The sequence below is a fragment of the Bartonella sp. MR100HLJHH genome, from assembly GCF_042194215.1.
Classification (GTDB): domain Bacteria; phylum Pseudomonadota; class Alphaproteobacteria; order Rhizobiales; family Rhizobiaceae; genus Bartonella; species Bartonella grahamii.
Window position 1 is genome coordinate 88,197 of sequence record NZ_JBHIMR010000010.1, and the last position, 16,611, is coordinate 104,807.

At 38.2% G+C, this 16,611-nt stretch carries 14 protein-coding genes; 8 read left to right on the forward strand and 6 right to left on the reverse strand.

What is annotated here, in order from left to right; translation table 11 throughout:
- The first annotated feature begins 168 nt into the window (after window positions 1-168).
- The 5 genes from ACFIJ7_RS07225 to ACFIJ7_RS07245 all read left to right on the forward strand — a co-directional run bounded on the left by ACFIJ7_RS07225 (window position 169) and on the right by ACFIJ7_RS07245 (window position 6,072).
- Window positions 169-1,659 carry a replicative DNA helicase gene (locus ACFIJ7_RS07225; RefSeq protein WP_375636558.1) on the forward strand — a complete coding sequence of 497 codons (1,491 nt, stop codon included), beginning with the start codon at window positions 169-171 and terminating at the stop codon, window positions 1,657-1,659.
- A 6-nt stretch (window positions 1,660-1,665) separates the two neighbouring features.
- Entirely contained in the window at window positions 1,666-3,042 is a 1,377-nt protein-coding gene (gene radA / locus ACFIJ7_RS07230) for a DNA repair protein RadA (protein ID WP_375644917.1), read from the forward strand.
- A 127-nt stretch (window positions 3,043-3,169) separates the two neighbouring features.
- Window positions 3,170-3,751 carry a CvpA family protein gene (locus ACFIJ7_RS07235; RefSeq protein WP_375636561.1) on the forward strand — a complete coding sequence of 194 codons (582 nt, stop codon included), beginning with the start codon at window positions 3,170-3,172 and terminating at the stop codon, window positions 3,749-3,751.
- 75 nt (window positions 3,752-3,826) lie between these two features.
- Window positions 3,827-5,320: an amidophosphoribosyltransferase gene (purF, locus tag ACFIJ7_RS07240; protein ID WP_375628701.1), complete on the forward strand. Its 1,494-nt coding sequence runs from the start codon at window positions 3,827-3,829 to the stop codon at window positions 5,318-5,320.
- Window positions 5,321-5,322: 2 nt separating this feature from the next.
- Window positions 5,323-6,072, forward strand: coding sequence for an SDR family NAD(P)-dependent oxidoreductase (locus ACFIJ7_RS07245; RefSeq protein ID WP_375636583.1), 750 nt, complete (start codon window positions 5,323-5,325; stop codon window positions 6,070-6,072).
- Window positions 6,073-6,142: 70 nt separating this feature from the next.
- Here ACFIJ7_RS07245 and pssA read toward each other — a convergent pair whose 3' ends face one another.
- The 5 genes from pssA to cysS all read right to left on the reverse strand — a co-directional run bounded on the left by pssA (window position 6,143) and on the right by cysS (window position 12,032).
- The gene (gene pssA, locus ACFIJ7_RS07250) at window positions 6,143-6,982 is read right to left on the reverse strand and encodes a CDP-diacylglycerol--serine O-phosphatidyltransferase (protein ID WP_375636563.1); all 840 of its coding nucleotides are present in this window, start codon (window positions 6,980-6,982) and stop codon (window positions 6,143-6,145) included.
- An 8-nt stretch (window positions 6,983-6,990) separates the two neighbouring features.
- On the reverse strand, window positions 6,991-7,689 hold the full coding sequence (locus tag ACFIJ7_RS07255) for a phosphatidylserine decarboxylase (RefSeq protein WP_375636564.1): 699 nt from the start codon (window positions 7,687-7,689) through the stop codon (window positions 6,991-6,993).
- Window positions 7,690-7,806: 117 nt separating this feature from the next.
- Complete coding sequence (locus ACFIJ7_RS07260; protein ID WP_012754947.1) at window positions 7,807-9,690, reverse strand: ABC transporter ATP-binding protein/permease; 1,884 nt, start codon at window positions 9,688-9,690, stop codon at window positions 7,807-7,809.
- 116 nt (window positions 9,691-9,806) lie between these two features.
- The gene (locus ACFIJ7_RS07265) at window positions 9,807-10,478 is read right to left on the reverse strand and encodes a DUF421 domain-containing protein (protein ID WP_375636566.1); all 672 of its coding nucleotides are present in this window, start codon (window positions 10,476-10,478) and stop codon (window positions 9,807-9,809) included.
- A 45-nt stretch (window positions 10,479-10,523) separates the two neighbouring features.
- Complete coding sequence (gene cysS, locus ACFIJ7_RS07270; RefSeq protein WP_375644918.1) at window positions 10,524-12,032, reverse strand: cysteine--tRNA ligase; 1,509 nt, start codon at window positions 12,030-12,032, stop codon at window positions 10,524-10,526.
- A 498-nt stretch (window positions 12,033-12,530) separates the two neighbouring features.
- On the opposite strand from cysS, the gene ACFIJ7_RS07275 reads away from it, so the two are divergent.
- Entirely contained in the window at window positions 12,531-12,899 is a 369-nt protein-coding gene (locus ACFIJ7_RS07275; protein ID WP_208439587.1) for a TIGR02301 family protein, read from the forward strand.
- A gap of 412 nt (window positions 12,900-13,311) precedes the next feature.
- Here ACFIJ7_RS07275 and ACFIJ7_RS07280 read toward each other — a convergent pair whose 3' ends face one another.
- Entirely contained in the window at window positions 13,312-14,640 is a 1,329-nt protein-coding gene (locus tag ACFIJ7_RS07280; RefSeq protein ID WP_375636570.1) for a dihydroorotase, read from the reverse strand.
- A 64-nt stretch (window positions 14,641-14,704) separates the two neighbouring features.
- On the opposite strand from ACFIJ7_RS07280, the gene ACFIJ7_RS07285 reads away from it, so the two are divergent.
- Window positions 14,705-15,577, forward strand: a complete 873-nt coding sequence (locus tag ACFIJ7_RS07285; RefSeq protein ID WP_375644919.1) for a YgfZ/GcvT domain-containing protein — start codon at window positions 14,705-14,707, stop codon at window positions 15,575-15,577.
- A complete protein-coding gene (locus tag ACFIJ7_RS07290) occupies window positions 15,570-16,187 on the forward strand; it encodes a YfbR-like 5'-deoxynucleotidase (protein WP_375636574.1) in 618 nt (205 codons plus the stop codon). The genes ACFIJ7_RS07285 and ACFIJ7_RS07290 overlap by 8 nt, the downstream gene beginning before the upstream one ends.
- The last annotated feature ends 424 nt before the right edge of the window (window positions 16,188-16,611 follow it).

Below are 16,611 nucleotides of genomic sequence, written 5' to 3' on the forward strand. Positions count from 1 at the left end.
ACGTAACACAAATAATATACAAATGATAAATGAGCAACGAAAAGAGAGCTTTGAAAAATTATATAATTTTAACTTAAAATGAAGGTTTGTAGCTCTATTCTTTTAATTATACGATTTTCAATTTATCGCCTAAAGTAGCTAGACTTGGAATTTTAGTGGAAAAATATTATGGAAGAAACTAACGTTGTTAATGTAGGCTCTTCAAAAAAAGAAGATTCTCCTTCTTTTCGGCAACTTCCGTATAATATTGAAGCTGAACAGGCATTGCTTGGTGCCATCTTTATCAACAATGATTCTCTTGACCGCGTTTCAGATTTTCTAAAACCAGAACATTTTTTTGAACCATTGCATCAAAAAATTTATCATGTTTTATCTCACCTTATTAAAACAGGAAAACGTGTAGATCCAGTTACAATCAAGCCCTATATCCAAATGGAAGAAAAAATTGGAGATATTACTGTCTACCAGTATGTTGTTCGCTTAGCCACAGAGGCAGTCACTATTATTAACGCTGAAGATTATGGACGCGTTATTTACGATCTTTTTATCCGCCGGTCTTTGATTAACCTTGGAACTCAAGTTGTCAATACAGCCTTTGATGCTCCTGTAGAGCTCACGCCTACCCAACAAATTGAAACTGTTGAAAATCAGTTATTTGAGCTAGCAGAAAAAGGGAAATATGGAGGTGGATTTGAAAATTTTAATGAGGCTATCAAAAAAGCTATCGATATGGCAAGTGCTGCGAAAAAGCGCTCTTCACAATTATCCGGGATAGCCACCCATATTAAAACACTTGATGAAAAAATGGGAGGATTACAAGCATCTGACTTAATTATCCTTGCGGGACGCCCTGGTATGGGTAAAACCTCACTGGCTACCAATATTGCCTTTAATATTGCTAATGCTTATAATCGTAATGCCAATATCCAAGAAAATGAAGGTGGCATTGTAGGATTCTTCTCACTTGAAATGTCCTCCGAACAGCTTGCAACACGTATTATTTCTGAACAAACAGAAGTCTCTTCTTCTGATATTCGGCGTGGTAATATTTCAGATGAACAATTTTCAAAAATTATTCGTGCGGTGAACCAACTACAAAAGGCACCACTTTATATTGATCAAACTGGGGGAATATCAATTACGCAATTAGCTGCTCGTGCGCGACGTCTCAAGCGACAACATGGCTTAGATATCTTGTTTATTGACTATATCCAACTCATGACAAGCAGTTCAAAGCGTTCATCAGAAAACCGTGTTCAAGAGATCACAGAAATTACCACAGGATTAAAAGCATTAGCGAAAGAATTGAACATTCCTATTATCGCTCTCTCTCAACTTTCACGTCAAGTAGAAAATAGAACAGATAAACGTCCACAACTTTCAGATTTACGTGAATCTGGTTCAATTGAGCAAGATGCCGACATTGTTCTGTTTGTCTATCGCGAAGAATATTATCTCAAAAATGAAGAACCAAAGTTAGGTAGCTTGGAACATACAAAATGGCAAGAAATAATGGACAAAGCTTTTGGAAAAGCTGATGTTATTATTGCAAAACAGCGCCATGGGCCGACAGGAATCGTGCCACTTGCCTTTCAATCTGATTTCACACGATTCAGTGATCTGGCCGATAGCAATTATCTTCCAGAGCAAATTGGTTAAATCAACATGGCGCGTAATCGTATTCAATTTATCTGCCAAAATTGTGGAACGGTCCATTCTCGTTGGGCGGGAAAATGTAGTGCTTGTGGAGAATGGAATTCCCTTATCGAAGAAACTATAAATGGCGGCATAGGAAGTGCTCCTAAGCAGAATGCTCGTAAAGGACGCATCGTCACACTCACATCTCTTTCTGGAAATATCGAAGATGCTCCACGTATTCATTCTGGTATTGCTGAACTTGATCGTGTTACCGGTGGAGGCTTTGTCCGTGGATCGGCACTCCTTGTTGGTGGTGACCCGGGTATTGGTAAATCAACATTGCTGACACAAACAGCCGCTGCTTTATCACGTAAAGGATATAATGTCATCTATGTTTCAGGTGAAGAGGCTATTGCGCAAATTTGTCTGCGCGCACAAAGGCTTGAAGCTAACAATACAGAAGTGAAACTTGCTGCTGAAACCAATGTTGAAGATATTCTGGCAACCTTAAGCGAACATAAAAACCTTGATATGGTGATTATCGATTCGATTCAAACCCTATGGTCAGATACAGCAGATTCATCACCAGGCACTGTCACACAAGTACGTATCGGTGCTCAAGCAATGATCCGCTTTGCCAAGAAAACAGGAGCCGCCGTTGTTCTTGTTGGTCATGTTACAAAAGATGGGCAAATTGCTGGTCCTCGAGTTGTTGAACATATGGTTGATGGCGTTCTCTATTTTGAGGGTGAAGGAGGACATCATTATCGCATTCTTAGAACTGTAAAAAATCGCTTCGGACCAACAGATGAAATTGGTGTCTTTGAAATGTCTGATAAAGGATTACGCGAAGTGATAAATCCATCCGAATTGTTTTTAGGAGAACGTAATGAAAAAGCACCAGGTGCTGCTGTTTTTGCGGGAATGGAAGGGACACGCCCGATACTCGTAGAAATTCAAGCGCTTGTTGCTCCTTCTTCCCTTGGGACACCAAGACGTGCGGTTGTCGGATGGGATGGAAATCGCCTTTCTATGATTCTTGCCGTTTTAGAAGCCCATTGCGGCATTCGTTTTGGACAGCATGATGTCTATCTGAACGTAGCAGGTGGATATCGCATATCAGAACCCGCTGCTGATTTAGCTGTAGCCGCTGCTTTGGTATCCTCTCTTGCCAATATCGCATTGCCAACGGATTATGTATATTTTGGTGAAGTCAGTCTTTCAGGAGCTACCCGCGCTGTTTCACATTCAGCACAGCGCATCAATGAAGCAAAAAAACTCGGCTTTCAAGGAGCATTTCATCCCACAACAACAACCGAAATGATGAAGTCGCTCAATTTTCAACAAAAAACTTTCTCCGACCTTCCCGAACTCGTTGCTACTCTTACCGTAAGTAAAAAATGATCTGCACCACAGATATGATAATATAGAAAAAACTCTATAAAATACAAAAGATCCTTGCTATAAGAACAAAAAATATATTTGTACACAGACTTATAAGAACACAACTTTATGTATAAGGAACAAACAAATGATCATAACAATCCTTGATGGAATTGTCGTAGTAATCATCCTGTTGTCCGCTTTTCTTGCTATGCTTCGAGGGTTTTCACGTGAAGTGTTATCGTTGATTTCTTGGGCAGTTGCAGCTATTACGACACTGTTTTTATTCAAGCCTGTCTTACCTTTCTTTGAACACTATCTCTCTAATAAAATGATTGCATTGATCACAACATTGGTCACGATTTTTATTATTGTTCTCATTATTACTTCAATTATTACAATGAAGATCTCTGATTTTATTATTGATAGTCGAATTGGTATCCTTGACCGTGCTATTGGTTTTATTTTTGGAGCACTTCGCGGTTTACTTATCATGGTCATCGGTATGTTGCTGATTAATGCACTGATTAAACCCGAGCTTCAAGCGAATTGGTTAAAAAATGCAAAAACAAGGCCTATTTTAGATTCACTAGGACAAAAAGTTTGGGAAATACTCCCAAAAGATATTGGATCTGTTCTCGAAAAGGCGGAAAATTTGTTTAAAGACAGCAATAAACATACGTATGAGCAACACTCTCATAAAAAGATAATTTTAAAAAATAAAGAATAGTTTTTCATGAGGAAAGAGAACTAAATGATGTAAAATGTGATATTAATGATTCCTCCGTATCACAACTGAAAGAATATGATGATAAAAAGTGATGTTTTCTGTCAAGAATTTTCGTTAGATGATGATACCCTTCATGAAGAATGTGGCGTTTTTGGTATTCTTGGGCATGAAGATGCAGCAACATTAACAGCTCTTGGACTCCACGCACTTCAGCATCGTGGGCAAGAAGCAGCTGGTATTGTTTCCTACCATAATAAAATGTTTCATCAAGAAAAGCATTTAGGTCTTGTTGGTGATCACTATACAAATCCTACAACACTTGCACGCTTACCAGGAAATCGCGCTATTGGACATACCCGTTATTCAACAACTGGAGAAGTAGCATTACGCAATGTTCAACCCCTTTTTGCTGAATTAAAAGCTGGAGGCATTGCTATTGCTCATAATGGTAATCTTACCAATGGTCTTACATTACGCCGTGAACTCATCGCTTCTGGAGCTATCTGTCAATCAACATCAGATTCAGAAGTTTTTCTTCATCTTATTGCCCGCTCACGTTATGAATCGTCCTCTGATCGTTTTGTTGATGCAATTCGGCAAGTAGAAGGTGGGTATGCTATGTTAGCGCTCACACGTACAAAGCTTATTGCTGCACGCGATCCAACAGGGATTAGACCCCTTGTGATGGGGGAACTTGATGGTAAGCCTATTTTTTGTTCTGAAACTTGTGCTCTTGATATTATTGGAGCAAAGTATGTCCGTGATGTTAAAAATGGGGAGATCATCATATGTGAAATACAAAAAAATGGGGAAATTACTAAAAAAATTATAAAACCCAAAAATGAAAAACCAGAAAAACTTTGCTTGTTTGAATATGTTTATTTTGCCCGTCCGGACTCAATCGTTGGAGGGCGTAGTGTCTATGCAACACGCAAAAATATGGGAATCCGTTTAGCACAGGAAGCCCCTTGTGAGGGTGATGTTGTGGTTCCTGTTCCTGATGGAGGAACTCCTGCCGCAATTGGCTATGCACAAGAAATTGGAATTCCCTTCGAGCTTGGTATTATCCGTAATCACTATGTTGGCCGTACTTTTATCGAACCAACACAACAAATTCGTGCTTTTGGTGTCAAGTTAAAACATTCTGCAAACCGTCCTGTGATTGAAAGAAAACGTGTTATTCTTGTTGATGACTCTATTGTACGTGGAACAACATCTCTTAAAATTGTGCGAATGCTCCGTGATGCAGGAGCAAAAGAAGTTCATATGCGCATTTCTAGCCCGATGATTTTCTATCCCGACTTTTATGGTATTGATACACCTAAAGTTGAAAGCCTTTTAGCAAATCAATATCCAGATTTAAAATCTATGTGTGATTTTATTGGAGCAGATTCATTAGAATTTCTTTCAACGGATGGATTATATCTTGCTGTAGCAGGGGAAAAACGGAATAACGCCGATCCACAATTTACTGACCATTATTTTACTGGATATTATCCTACGCAACTGGTTGATCAAGAAAATCTCTCCAAAACTCATCAATCATCTGTTCTTAAAACAAGAGATTAATGATGACAAAATGTGACTTTAGTCTCCATGGGCGTGTTGCACTTGTTACTGGCGCATCAAGAGGAATTGGCTATTATTTGGCACTCGAGCTTGCTGCACGCGGCGCTCATATTATTGCTCTTGCACGAACAGTCAGTGGACTTACTGAATTAGATAATCAAATCCGAGAAAAAGGGGCTCATGCAACCCTTGTTCCCCTTGACTTGCATCATATGGAAAACATCGATACTCTTGCTATCTCAATTGCCAAACGCTGGAAAAAACTTGATATTATCGTTGCAAACGCAGGAATCCTTGGAACACTCTCACCAATAGCGCATATAGAAAACACGGTATTTGAAGATGTTTTTCAAATAAATCTTTTCAGCCAATGGCGCTTAATGAAAGCTGTTGAGCCTTTATTACGTGAATCTGATGCTGGACGAGCCATTCTGTTATCCTCAAGCGTTGCGCATGCTGCGCGCCCTTTCTGGGGAGCTTATGCAGCCTCTAAAGCGGCTTTAGAGATGATTGCCCGCTGTTGGGCAGAAGAACTCAAACAAACCCCTATTAAGATTAATTGTGTCAACCCTGGTGCCACACGCACTGCCATGCGCGCTGAAGCTATGCCCGGTGAAGATCCACAAACTCTCCCTTCACCACAAGAGGTTGCAAAAAAGATAGTACATTTGCTATCACCTGATTTAAAGGAAACTGGAAAACTCTTTAATGTTCATAAAAATCGGTTTGTAGATTATCATGTACCTGATTGATCATCATCGGAGAAGTAAATCGTTTAACTCTCTCTTTTTCCTGTGCTTCTCAACAGAAGAATGAAACACTTTATGATTCTTGGATAGATTTAGCATCAGCCTTTTTCTCTTCTAAAGTAGCACGTTTATTATAAGCGATAAAACTACAGGGGAGAAAAATCATATAGCTAACAGCTGTAATCAATAAAGTTTTCCATGTGTAAGTCGCAAGAAAACCGACATAAATAACAATGACCAACATGCACGGTATAACGATATCGCGCCTTAAATTTTGATCAATTGTTTTTGCATTCCATACTGGTAAACGACTAATCAAAAGAAAAGCAATAATTACAGTATAAAGACTAAAAAATAATGCCCACCCCCAATTGGGGACCAAACCAAGAGCGCCTAAATAGGTAGGCAATAAAAGGAGTAATGCTCCTGCTGGTGCTGGAACACCAACAAAATAACTTTTCTGCCACTTAGGTATATTGGTGTTATCCAACATCACATTAAAACGTGCTAACCGCAAACAACAAGCAACACAATAAACAAGGGCTGCAACCCAACCAATGTGATTTGCTTGATTCAAGATAAAAGAATAAACAATAAGTGCAGGGGTAACACCAAAATTTATAACATCAGCAAGAGAATCCATCTGTGCCCCAAAAGATGAACTACCATCTATTAAACGGGCAATGCGACCATCAGCACCATCTAAAACTGCGGCCAAAAGCACCATTAAAATAGCAGCTTCATAGCGATGTTCAAAAGCCAAACGAATGCTGCTCATCCCTGCACAAATTGCTAAAATAGTAATGATATTGGGAATGACATACCGCATTGATGTAGGTGAACGCCGCCGACTTGCAACATCATCATGCTGCCCCTCAGGATTGAATGAAGAAAATGGCGAAAAATTTTTCATTGTGAGTCCTAATCGTATCTGAAGTCCGTTGTGGCACTCTTATCATCAAAAGAACCCAAAACTGTTTCTCCAGCAATTGCGGTCTGTCCAACTGCAACACGCAATTTCATTTCAGTTGGTATATAAATATCAAGGCGAGAACCAAAACGAATCAATCCAAATCGCTCACCAGTCATAACGGCATCGTTTTCTTTTGACCAACAAACAATCCGGCGTGCAACCATTCCCGCTATTTGTACGATACCGATTTTACCATGTTTGCTATCAATTACCACACCATTACGCTCATTAAACTGGCTAGCTTTATCAAACTCAGCATTGGTAAATCGACCTGGATGATAAACGATAGACTCTACTGTACCACTGATAGGAATACGATTAATATGGCATGAAAAAACATCCATAAAAATGGAAATACGGATCATTTCATCTTTCCCTAATCCTAATTCTTCAGGTGGAACACATGATTCCACAAATGAAATACGCCCATCTGCAGGCGACATAACCCAATTTGAATTTAAAGGGATCACACGATCTGGATTACGAAAAAAGTATATACACCACACCGTGAGAACGAGACCAAACCAAAACAACGGACTCCATATCCAACCAAGAATGAGCGAAATAACAAAAAACGCTACAATAAAAGGATAACCCTCTTTATGAACCGGTACAAAGCTATTATGGAAAGATTGCAGAATACTCATATAATTTCCTATTCATCGTAAACTCAAACAAGCAACAAATCTTTTTGTTCCTCTTGTGTCTTTTTATGTATTTAATCAATCACTCCATATAAAGATATAGATTACATTTTGCCCTATTTATTTTTTACGATTAACAACACTCGTCTCATCTTCTTCACGTATTTTACGTAATTTTTCTTCAGCTTTCGATGCTTCAAGCTGCTTATTCCACATTGAAGCATATAAACCTTTCTTGCGTAAAAGCTCTGTATGCGCCCCATTTTCAATAATACGACCACTTTTAAGAACCAAAATTTCATCAGCATTGATGACAGTAGAAAGACGGTGAGCAATAATCAGTGTTGTACGTCCACGGCTTACAATATCCAATGCTTGTTGAATTTCCTGTTCCGTTGCCGTATCAAGAGCCGATGTTGCTTCATCTAGAATAAGAAGTGGGGGGGCTTTTAAAAGTGTCCGTGCAATAGCCACACGTTGTTTTTCACCACCTGATAATTTGAGACCTCGCTCTCCTACCATAGACTGAAAACCTTCCGGTAAAATTTCAATAAATTTTGATATTTGTGCCATTTCAGCAGCTTTGCGCATTTCTTCATCTGTAGCACTTGGACGCCCATAGCAAATATTATAGGCAATTGTATCATTAAATAACACTGTATCTTGTGGGACCATGCCAATCGCTTCACGCAAACTCTTTTGTGTTACGTCACGAATATCCTGCCCGTCAATTGTGATAGAACCCGCGTCAACATCATAAAACCGAAAAAGCAACCGAGAAATAGTTGATTTACCTGCACCAGATGGACCGACAATGGCGACTGTTTTTCCTCCAGGAACTTCAAAATCAATATCTCTGAGAATCTGACGTGTCGAATCATAGGAAAACTTTACCTGATGAAAACGAATGGTCCCATCCCTTATCTCTAACGGTTTAGCATCCGATTTATCAACGATCTCCTTCTGAACATCTAAAAGATCAAACATTGCTTCAATATCCGTTAAACCTTGTCGAATATCACGATAAATTGAACCAATAAAATTCAGTGGAATGGAAAGTTGCATTAAAAGTGCATTAATAAAAACAAAATCACCCAAAGTTTGTGTTTTATAAAAAACTTCATAAGCTGACATCAGCATCATGATCGTCATTCCAATACCAAAGATAAGAGCCTGACCAAAATTAAGCCAGCTTAACGATGTCCAAATCTTTGTTGCGGCTTTTTCATAACCTACCATAGAAGCATCAAATCGATCGGCTTCTAGAGTTTCATTGCCAAAATATTTCACCGTTTCAAAATTCAAAAGAGAATCAACTGCACGCGTATTGGCCTCAGTATCTGCTGTATTCATTTGTTGCCGAATACGAATGCGCCAATCACTCGCCTTAATGGTAAACAAGATATATAATCCAACCGTTGCAACAACGATGAGAAGATAATGCCACCCATAACTTATGTAAAATACAAGTGCCGTTAATATAAACTCTAGAACTGTCGGTACTGTGTTCAGAATTGAAAATCTTACGATCGCTTCAATTCCTTTTGTACCACGCTCAATCACACGAGAAAGCCCACCAGTTCGGCGTTCCAAATGAAATCGCAAGGATAACTCATGCATATGTACAAAGGTTTTATAAGCCAATTGACGAACAGCATATTGACCAACAGTGGCAAAAAGAGAATCGCGTAATTGATTTAATCCAGCCTGCATAATACGTGCGACATTATATGCCAAAACGAGCATGATGGGAATAATCAAACTGGATGGGAACCATTCAGGTAGCTGAAAGCTTGAATCAAGCACATTCGTAGAATATTTAAAGAAATACGGTACAGATATGAGAACGAGCTTAGCCAAAACAAGATAAAATATTGCCCATAGCACACGTATTTTTAGATCACGTCGCCCTACTGGCCACATATAGGGCCATAAATTGTAAAGTGTGTGCAGAGTTCTGCCTGTATCTGATGATACAGTCTTTGTCATTTCATTGCGTTTCATAAAGTCCTTACTTCTCTATCATCCACACGAAAAAGGCAAAATCCCCCCCTGTGGTTGTTTATAGATTTATCTCTTCATTACGCTTCCAATAAGCTATACCCACTCGTTATTTAAAGTTAGACTGTTTTTGAAAAAGGAACAAGAAATAATCCACTATACAATTTATTATTTTTATCTGTATTTTCATACCACTCTGCTGCAAATAAATTTTCAACTTTTACATGGTTTTTTTTCAATTCTGCCTGAAGCCACTTTTTTGTTTTACCAATCTCTTTAAGTCCATCATCAATAACTTCACCATTTTCTATTAAAATCGTCGATTTCTTCCCTTCTTCCTTTTTAATGACAGTGAAATCACCATTGGTTTCCAAACGAACAAAAGCGGCTTCATGTAAGTGACACCCTTTAAGACGTAACATCGTAATGAGATCATTAACATTGATCCCTAAGTTCTTAATCTTATCTATTTGGAAAACCCCATCTAAAACTAATGTAACATTCCGCCCTGCAATAAGACGACGAAAAAAAACTGAATAGCGTGCAAAAAAATTAAAAGATGTAATCAAGGTTTGCCAGATGAGTAAAACAAGCAATAATTGAATGCTACTAATACTCTGATTATAAATAACGCCTCCAATAATACCTCCCATAACAAAATTACTGACCAAATCAACTGGTGTCATCTGACTAAGGCTCCCCCGCCCCGTCGTTCTTAAAATAAATAAGAAGGCAACAAGACCTACAGCCAGCTTAAGCGCGATATACCCATAATGATATAAAAATTCCATCAAATTTTCCTCCCTTTATTTATGTAAGCTGCTGGAATAGGAAAATTAAAATCGTTTTATTTCCCACACAGTTATGCGCTCACCACTCTGCGGATCCTTACTGTCTTTTAAAAGAACCCCCTCCGCTGCAAGCTCATCACGAATTGTATCCGCTGCTTCCCACTCTTTATTATGGATAAGTCGTAGTCTTTCAGCAATACGTTGATCAATAAATTTTGAATCAAGAAAAGTTTTTTTTATAAATAATGGGCAGTCTATTTCTTTAATCCATTCTTGTCGTAACAGTCCTAATAAATTCATCCCATTAGCAAGAGCCAGCGCATTCCCTTCTTTATAAAACTTTCGCAAAAGAGTCAGTGCTTTTGGAGTATTAAGATCATCACTGAGTGCATCTATCAAAGTATCATTAATTGCTTCATTGTTTTCCATCTCACTTTTTTTGCTGCGAAGCAATTCATACCAACGATATAGTTCGCCACTCGATTGTATTAAACGCTGCGCTGTCCAATTTAATGGTTCACGATAATGCGTTTGCAACATCGAAAAACGCGCAGACAAACCAGCCCAATTTTTCTTCATTTCATCGATTAAAATACCATTAAACTCCAAAAAATTATTCTCTAAAACAGAACGAATAGTTATGAAATTGCCAAAGCTTTTCGACATCTTTTTGCCTTCAACTTGTAAAAAACCATTATGCATCCAAAAATTTGCCATTCGCTCCGTCCCAAAAGCTGAACAACTTTGTGCAATCTCGTTTTCATGATGAGGAAAAATTAAATCAAGTCCACCACCATGGATATCAAAAACATTCGCGGTTGGATCATCACAAGTTAAACCACCGCCATAGGGCGCTAATAACTTTGCCATTGACATCGCAGAACATTCAATATGCCAACCTGGACGACCTAAAACAGGAATTCCGGCCGGCGATTCCCAACCTGGCTCCCCTTCCACAGAAGGTTTCCATAAAACAAAATCCATCTCTTCCCTTTTATAAGCAGCAACATCAATACGCGCCCCCGCCCTCATTTCATCTAAAGAACGATTTGCAAATGCCCCATAGTGGGGAGGATTTTTTATGCTACTTACAGAAAATAATATATGATTTTCCGCTTTATAAGCGTGCCCCTTTTCAAGCAATCTTTCAATTAAAGAGCGCATTTCCTCTAAATGCTCGGTTGCGCGCGGCTGACTGGTTGGTAATAGACAACCAAGTGCTATTGTATCTTGTTGAAACTGGCAATATGTACGTTCTGTTAATTGACGAATGGCGTCATTCAATGACAAGTTTGGATATTCAAAAGCTGCTCGTGCATTAATTTTATCATCAACATCTGTAATATTACGCGCATATAGAACATGCTCATTGCCATAAACATGACGCAATAAACGAAATAAAATATCAAAAACAATGACAGGGCGTGCATTTCCTACATGCGCATAATCATAAACTGTCGGTCCACAAACATAAAGACGTACTCTTGTCGGATCTATTGGTGTAAAATTTTCTTTTTTACGTGTCAGCGTATTATAAAATCGCAACTCTTTCATTATTGACTCCATAGACGATATTATGCACCGCTCCTTTTAGATGCATCTTATCTCAAATTATCGTATTACGCGGTTTAGGCTAAAAACTTTTTTCTTATAGTAAATTCTTCTTACCATTTTCCCATTGTATTCACGGCTGTATCCATCATTTATCATAAAAACAATCTATTTTATTTGATTGAACAAAAGCATTCTATCATTAGAGATGCTTTCCCTTCTTAAAGAAAACGAGCTTAGAAAAAATTCTATAGGCAACACAATATAAACCTATGTGAAAAATAGATAGCTTTCAGGAAGCAAATCTTAAATTTTTAACCACACAAAGCTTCGTCAGTATTTTCAATATTCCACAATGGGTTCCTTACTGCCTCTTACGCCCTATATTTTATAATCAATAATTGAGAATAATGTAGCAATTAACTCTATTTTTTTACACAGTTCTCATGACAAAATTATTTTATCTGTACAGAGTTTTATTCAAAGAAAGCAATAAAAATAATGCGTAATAGATTGATGAACATCATTATTTTAATATTTCTTGTCATTTCAATGCCAACCTTTGCGCAACAATCTCCACCTTATGAAAAAAAATTACTCCGACTAGCAGAAATTTTGGGATCATTGCATTCTCTCCAAAATCTTTGCGAGCCTCCAACAAACCAATGGTATGATTATATGAATGCACTAATTGAAGCAGAACACCCCATTCCACAAAGACGTGCTTATTTTTATGAAGCGTTTAATGAAGCGTATCGTGCTTTCTCAGAAAATTATCACCATTGTACCCAAGCAGCCATTGAAGCCAATCAAAGATACATAGAGGAAGGAAGAATTTTATCTGAAAACCTCCTCATGCATTATAAATAATTAATCTATGCAAAAAGTATCTTTCTCCATTTTAGCGATATCAATGATATTCCTCTCACAAATGCGGGGAGCAATAAACCAGCTCTGAAAATAGAGAAACTTTTAAAGAATAATGTCTCGATACGCTTTTATTCGTATGAGCGCCTTTTTCCCCATACAAAATCGTTCTTTGGCTTCCTCCCCACACCTCAAAGGATGAAGATTGTTAACTAAATTTGCTCTGTAAATAATCTAGGTTCTTGTTGAACAAGATTCCTCTTGGCTTCCCACTCATGTAATTTGCTTCATAGTTTCTACAAATAAGCCTAAGAATATTCACCACGCATAAAAAACACTTATGTGCCAAAGAGGCTGACATACCCTATATCATCACTCTAAAAGATGATATTTTACGGCATACTTTTTAATCTGTTTACACCAAAGTTTCCATAAATTTAACAGGCTCTCCTTGTGAAGGTGTGACAATTTCACCTTCCCACATAACGCGCATACCACGGATAATAGTCCCAACAGGCCAACCTTTAACTTTTTGACCATCATAAGGTGTCCAACCGGCACGCGAACCAATTAAGCCATTCGTAATAATTTCTTCTCTCTTAAGATCAACAATGGTTAAATCAGCATCGTACCCAACAGCAATGCGCCCTTTACAGCTTATACCAAAAATACGACTAGGGCCATGTGAAGTGAGATCAACAAAACGTTCAAGAGATATTTTTCCTTCATTCACATGTGTCAACATAATTGCTGCTGTTGTTTGCACCCCTGTCATTCCTGAAGGTGAAGAGGGATAAGGTTGAAGTTTTTCTTCAAGAGTATGAGGCGCATGATCTGAGCCTAAGACATCAATAATTCCTTGTTGAACACCGTACCAAAGAGCTTCACGGTGGCGCGACTCACGAATAGGCGGATTCATCTGAATTAATGTACCAAACTTCTTATAATCATCAGCCGTGAGAGTCAAATGATGTTGTGTCACTTCAATTGTTGCAACATCCTTATGTTTTTTTAGAAAATCAATTTCTTCTTCTGTCGAAAGATGTAACACATGAATCCGTGCTTTCGTCTCATGGGCAATTTTTACCAAACGCTGCGTACATTTTAATGCCGCAACTTCATCACGCCAAATCGGATGTGACGATGCATCCCCTTCAATACGCAATATTTTACGCTCTTTGAGCCTCGCCTCATCTTCAGAATGAAAAGCTGCACGACGGCGTGTATTCTTCAAAATAAGGCGTACACTTTCATCATCATCAACCAAAAGATCACCGGTAGAGGCCCCCATAAAGACTTTAATTCCAGCCGCACCGGGAAGTCTTTCTAACTCAGAGAGTTCATGGGCATTTTCACGCGTTCCTCCAACCCAAAATGCAAAATCACAATGCATTCGATGAAATCCGCGTTTAACCTTATCGTTTAATGTTTCTTCTGATGTTGTCAACGGATTGGTATTAGGCATTTCAAAAACTGCCGTAACACCCCCTAACACAGCAGAATACGAGCCACTTTCCAAATCCTCCTTATATTCATTTCCTGGCTCACGAAAATGCACTTGGCTATCAATAATTCCTGGTAAAATATGAAGCCCCGTACAATCAATGACCTCACTAGCCGATGCACATGTAAGGTTGCCTATTTCAGCAATACGACCATTTGTAATACCAATATCACGCTTGCTTCTTCCATCATGATTCACAAGTGTTGCACCTTTAAAAATTGTATCAAATGTTTTAAACATAGCCACGCTCCTTACATATTGCTCACTTATCGATTATGTAACTTTGAGCAGAAAGGCAAGAACCATGATTGAAAAACAAAATGCCATTTGCTTAAAAAACCGCGGGCTTATTCAAATTACAGGCGAAGAAGCAACAGATTTTCTACAATCCTTGATCACGACAGATGTAAAAAAAATCAGTCCACAGGAACTTTTCCCTGGAGCCCTTTTATCCCCACAAGGAAAGATTCTTGCTGATTTTCTTATCGGAAAAAAAGAAAATGGTTACCTGATTGATATCAGAATGCCTTTAGCTGATACGCTTCACCAACGTCTTTTGCTCTATAAGCTGCGTAAAAAAGTAGAAATTACACAACCATTACAAGAGCTTGTTACGGTTTCTTTGAATAATGAATCAGATACTTTAAATTTTGATTCAAGTTTTGTTGATAAACGCTTCCCACAACAAGAAAAAATAATACGAATCTATGGCAAAAAACCTTTTTTGACTTCAGAATATCATGATACATGGAATCAATTGCGTATCCGTTATGCAATTGCGGAAAGTGGTCAAGACTATGAAGTTGGCAAAGTCTTTCCTCATGATATTAATTACGATCAAATCAATGGACTCTCATTCAATAAAGGATGTTATATTGGACAAGAAATTGTTTCACGAATGCACCACCGCCGTGCAGCACGTCGCCGTATTTTTATTGTAAAAGGCCAGTGTGAATTAACCCCTCAATCTAGCATTGAAGCAGGAACAAAAGTGCTTGGCTACTTGGGAACGTGTGTAGAAAATGAGGCTCTCGCTTTAATGCGTATTGATCACGTCAAAGATTCTATGGACCATAACATCCCCTTTACTGTAAAAAACATTCCTGTCACTATAAACATTGCTGAAAATATGAATTTTACCTTTCCTGAAAATACTATAGAAAATATGCATGGCTAAAGCTGAATTATTAAAAAATGGAGAAGCACGCGCTTGGCAAAGAATGCTCTCTGGACGCAGACTTGATCTTCTCAACCCTTCTCCTTTTGATGTTGAAATTGAGGATATTGCCCATGGACTTTCTCGCGTGGCACGTTGGAACGGTCAAACACGAGGGGAGCATGCCTATTCTGTTGCACAACATTCACTTTTGGTTGAACAAATATTTCAAAAACTTTTTCCACAATCGGGAAGCAACGAATGTCTTTATGCTCTTCTTCATGATGCTCCAGAATATGTCATCGGCGATATGATTTCCCCCTTTAAAGCTGTCATAGGAACACAATATGAACGCATTGAAAAGGGCATCCAAGATGCTATCCACATGCGCTTTTCTCTTCCCGTTGATCTTTCTCAAAAACTTTTAAAAAAAATCAAACAAGCCGACCGTATCGCTGCATATTATGAAGCGATTACGCTTGCTGGATTTAGTACAGAAGAAGCCCTTCGCTATTTTGGCTCTCCCAATAATATTTTACCCGATGATCTTAATTTATACCCCTATTCTACCCAACAAATTGAAAACGCATTTTTAACTCGCTTCAATGCCTTGGATGCCCAAAGATTATAGACTCTTCGCATTGTTGATTCCCTATCATTAAAGACTCATCACACTGATTTATAATAATAATTCATTATTTTTTCATGTTGAATGAGAGCCCCTAATATCGTGAGATTCACTCATTTCAAATCTGTTTATATTGAATCAATCAAAATCATTCTCTTGCACGTCATAAGTGGGACCGGCATATGGGTAAAAACTTTTAAAGAAAGAATTTAAAATGTCTCTTATGAAGCGTAAAGATGCTAGTGCTCTGTAAATTGTACACTTCATAGGAGCTTTACCGTTATACCATTCACGGATAACATGTAAGTTTTATGTAAAAATAACTTGCTGTATTTATACAGCTTTTTTACAGTGATGGATACGTGGATAAAAGTTAGGGAATAGGATTTTCTAACATTTCTCTATAAAGCACGCTTCGCACAATGTT